Source organism: Variovorax sp. RTB1 (genome assembly GCF_035018765.1).
GTDB lineage: Bacteria > Pseudomonadota > Gammaproteobacteria > Burkholderiales > Burkholderiaceae_C > Variovorax.
Genome location: NZ_JASJXG010000100.1, coordinates 1 through 3,911, shown reverse-complemented (window position 1 = coordinate 3,911; position 3,911 = coordinate 1). Strand labels below are relative to the sequence as shown.

The following is a 3,911-nucleotide window of genomic DNA, read 5'->3' as shown; positions in this document are numbered from 1 at the left end:
CATCCACGATGCCGGCTTCCATCCCCGGGTCAAAGTTCAACCGGCAGGGTGGGTCAAAGTTCAACCGGCGCCGACAGTGTGAAGCATCATCAGAGGCAAGAAACACCGCGATTCCTGCTACCTCTTCGGGCTCACCGGTGCATCGGGTTGGTGTGCGGGAGAGGACACGCCGTCGGGCGGCTTCATCTCCCATTGCGGCGTTCTTTGCAAGTTCGGTGAGGATCGTGCCGGGGCCGATCGCATTGACGCGTATGCCATATTCGACAAGGAGGGCTGGCCATCGCATGTAAGAAGGCTGTTCTGGCGTCAATCAATTGGGCGATTCAGCGCCGGAAATACGTGCAACGTATTCCTTCAAATAATCGCGACAAGCAGATCGCATCGTTACAGCCTCAACGGTCTTCTTCGATCTGAACGCGCATTTTGGTGCCCATTTGTCGCTCAATCGTCAGCCCGCCAAAGGCGACGCCATAGTTTGCCGATCCGGCAGAGGGTTCCTTCACTGAGCGAACCCTTTGCCACTCTTCGATCTGGTGACGGGTGGTACCCGTGTACACCCGGTCGCCGACTTGGAGTTGCTCGATAGCAATGTCTTTCACGATGCTCATGGTTTTGATCTTTCTGAATGCTTTGGTGTGGTGATGTCGCTGGACACAACTGTTATGTCACGACGGTCTTGTCCGCTGTGATCCGGCAAACGCAGGCGCTGCAGCGCAAGGAGACTGACTTGGCGACGTGCGCAGCACGGCCGTTCTGCATTTGTCGCGAAAGCAAAAGTGTTCCGCAAGGACGCGGCCGCTTGTGCACCCACCATGGCCATTCAGCGCCGATTGCGTTTGAATTGCAACCTCGCTCGTGGCAAGGCAATTCCTTGTACTGCGGCGGGGAATCAGGGATCGCTGGCCTGCACCTACCCGGTTAGCGAGGAGACAGTTAAAGGAGCCTAGCTGACAGGGCCGATTCGATCTTGTCGGCATCGCCCAGACCTTGCTGACGGCGCAGACTAGTGGTGAAGCTCCAATAGGTTGTATCCGGTGTTCATCCGGATCGGGTTTGAGAGACTGGAAGTCGCCGAACACCCAATCCACTCAGGAGGCTCAACCGGATGAACACCCATAAGCATGCCCGACTCACCTTTGCCCGCCGACTTGAGATGGTCAAGCAGATGACGCTGGAAGGCTTGGATGCTATGCGAGCTGCGGCCCTGCACGGCGTCACTGCGCCAACGGCCAGGAAGTAGCTCGGTCGCTACCTGGCAGGCGCACAAGCTGCCTTGGCAGATGCCTCTTCCACGCCCGTACGCTCGCCTAGGACCATTGATGCCGCCAAGGCATTGCTCATCGTCGAGCTGTGCGCAAACGTCGAATGCTGCAGGCTCGCATCGCACGCAGCGTGGGGGTCTCGGAGTCCACGGTCAGCCGCGTTCTGGCGCGGAAGGGCATGTCCAAGTTGAGCGACCTTGAGCCGCTCGGGCCGTCGTGCGCTACGAGAACGAGGCGCCCGGCGATCTGCTGCACACCGACACCAAGAAGCTCGGGCGCATCGTGCGGCCCAGCCACCGCTTCACAGGCAACCGACGCGACTCGGTCGATGGGCCAGGCTGGGAGACGCTGTTCGTGGCCATCGATGACCGCGCAAGATTGGCGTTCACCGCCATGCATCCTGACGAGAAGCAGGCACAGGCAGTCCTGTTTCTGCGCAATGCGGTGGCCTGTTACGCCCGCCTAGGCATCACCTTGCAGCCACTGCTGACGGACAACGGCTCAGCGTTCCGCTCGCGTGAGTTCAAGGAAACCTGCATCGAGCTGGGAATCAAGCACAGCTTCACGCGGCCTTACCGACCGCCCACCAACGGCAAGGCCGAGAGGTTCATCCAGTCCGCCTTGCGTGTGTGGGCCTACAGCTGCACGAACCAGAACTCAGCCCATCGAACCGATGCCCTGGCAAGCTGGCAGCACCACTACAACTGGCATCGCCCGCACAGCGGCATCGGCGGTGTCGCGCCTATGTCCAGACTCGACTCATCAAGAAATAACCTCTTGACGCTTCACATCTAGGGGCGTTTGATCAGTTCACCAGAGGCATTGGCGAATACCGGCAGTTCACCCGCATCTTGGTGCTGCCCATCGGCTGCGTCCATGTCGACCGGCGCAACACCACCGCCTGACCGCCGAGCAGTGCCGAATTGGAGGAGCGCATCAGCAAGGATTCCGCATGTCGCAAAAATGGAGCGGCTCCTTCAATGTCAAACGTTACGGCATCAGGGTATGCAGCGACCACGTCGATAGCAATACAGCCCTGGAACCTACTGACGGATGGGACGGAAAGCACGGGCGTTGAATCAAGCGTCATGTGGAAGGATTTGTGAACATCTCTGGGCGATCTTGATGTCTGGGGGTTGAGGCCCTACTGCAGGGTCGGAGACGAATGGCAAGCAGGCGTGAATTTGGTTGCCATACAACGCAGCGGCAGACCGGAGCCAACACTCCAAAGCCGTACCTATACGGCACACCTGGTGGGCGAATGTTGAGCCGAAATGGTCATGGATGCAATGGCCTCTTTGCGTGCGCTGCGACTTATCTCGATGTTCGTCGTGTCCATCTGCGGTTTGGTCAAGTGGCAGGCGGTCTTGCGCCGGGAAATAGTCGCAATCAAACGCGTTCACAGCCATCACTCTGTTGGCGCCGATCGTAAATTGAGCCACCGGGGATGCGGACAAGAACTTGGACCACATGAAAAAGGTTCATGTATTCCTATGAAGCTCGAATCCGAGCAGTCGAGCTTCACATCAAACTTGGCAAGCGAGTCGCCGAGACCATTTACCAGTTGGGTTACCCAACAGAGAACGCTCACAAGAGCTGGCACCGGGCGTGTGAGCAGCGCCCTGATCCGGGGCTGCCGATAGACACTGTTCACTACCCGCGAACACATTTGTGCGACACAAACAAAGAGGCCCTGTGTTTTCAAAGCACAGGGCCAGGTACTGAACCGAACAACGTTCGGAACCTCGACACGCGAGCAACGGACCCATCGCGTTTTTAACGGCTAAGGGCGCACCGCCATATATGTCGTGCGGCGTACACCTGTTGTAGAGATCTGGCCAGGCGGGTCCATTAAGACGAAAAGAAGCGAGTATCTTCGGCACTCGGACGCTTCGCCGTGCGCTCCGTGGTTTGCGACATTCGTCGCCCAGAGTCTGGAGGCGGCCAGGGACGCGCGGGCCGATTCGCTGCACGACGATGGCGCCTTGGCCACCGACATCGAAGAACATGGTCCGCAGCGTCCGCGCGGTTGAGGCTGAATCACCACCGGTCCGATCTTCCGGCGCGCGCTGGCGGGCGACCGCATGGGCGCGCCACTGGGCGCCGAAGGCGTGCGGTTCATCGTGAAGGCGCGTTTCGCGGCGGCGGGTCTGGAAGGCCGGTTTTCGGCGCACTCGCTGCGATCGGACTTTGTGACCGAGGCGGACCTGCGCGACATGCCCATCGGGGAAATGGCGGCCACGAGCGGGCTGCCGCAATCGACGTGCTGCCGAATGCTGTAGCGGCTGGAGATCGAGGGGCTCGTCGACCGGGATCCGCTCACGCGCAAGTACTTTCCTGGGCCACTGCTGCACGAGCTGGGCCTGCTCGCCCGCGCGCGCTACCAGCTCAGTGAGCTGTGCGATAACGCTCTCCATCGGCTGGCTGATCTAATGCAGGATACCGTTGCGAATTTCGGAGGAGCGTGACCGGTGGTTTCGGCATCGTGACCGATGATTTCGGGAACGTGACCAATGATTTCGGGAACGTGACCGGCGATTCCGGTGACGTGACCGAAGAGGTTTCGAGCCACATCTGACCGGTTGCACGGTCGGTGCTGACGTTGCGTATGAACCACCCGCTGGGCATAGCCTCGCGCCCTTTGAGGGC

General features: G+C 59.7%; 4 protein-coding genes and 1 pseudogene. 2 read left to right on the top strand and 3 right to left on the bottom strand.

All coding sequences use genetic code 11. The annotated features are described in order from the left end of the window. On the bottom strand, positions 1–286 hold a 286-nt coding region (locus QN397_RS26415; RefSeq protein ID WP_323502480.1), incomplete at its 3' end, for an SDR family oxidoreductase. Positions 287–392: 106 nt separating this feature from the next. Next, a complete protein-coding gene (locus QN397_RS26410; RefSeq protein ID WP_323502479.1) occupies positions 393–608 on the bottom strand; it encodes a hypothetical protein in 216 nt (71 codons plus the stop codon). A 497-nt stretch (positions 609–1,105) separates the two neighbouring features. Here QN397_RS26410 and QN397_RS26405 point away from each other — a divergent pair. Next, positions 1,106–2,057: pseudogene (locus QN397_RS26405) on the top strand (IS481 family transposase). Positions 2,058–2,067: 10 nt separating this feature from the next. On the opposite strand, the gene QN397_RS26400 reads toward QN397_RS26405, so the two are convergent. Next, positions 2,068–2,352 (bottom strand): hypothetical protein, encoded by a 285-nt coding sequence (locus QN397_RS26400; protein ID WP_323502478.1) that lies wholly within the window; start codon positions 2,350–2,352, stop codon positions 2,068–2,070. Between the two features lie 994 nt (positions 2,353–3,346). Between QN397_RS26400 and QN397_RS26395 the strand changes: the two genes are divergently transcribed. Continuing rightward, positions 3,347–3,544, top strand: a complete 198-nt coding sequence (locus QN397_RS26395) for a hypothetical protein (protein WP_323499629.1) — start codon at positions 3,347–3,349, stop codon at positions 3,542–3,544. Positions 3,545–3,911: the final 367 nt, after the last annotated feature.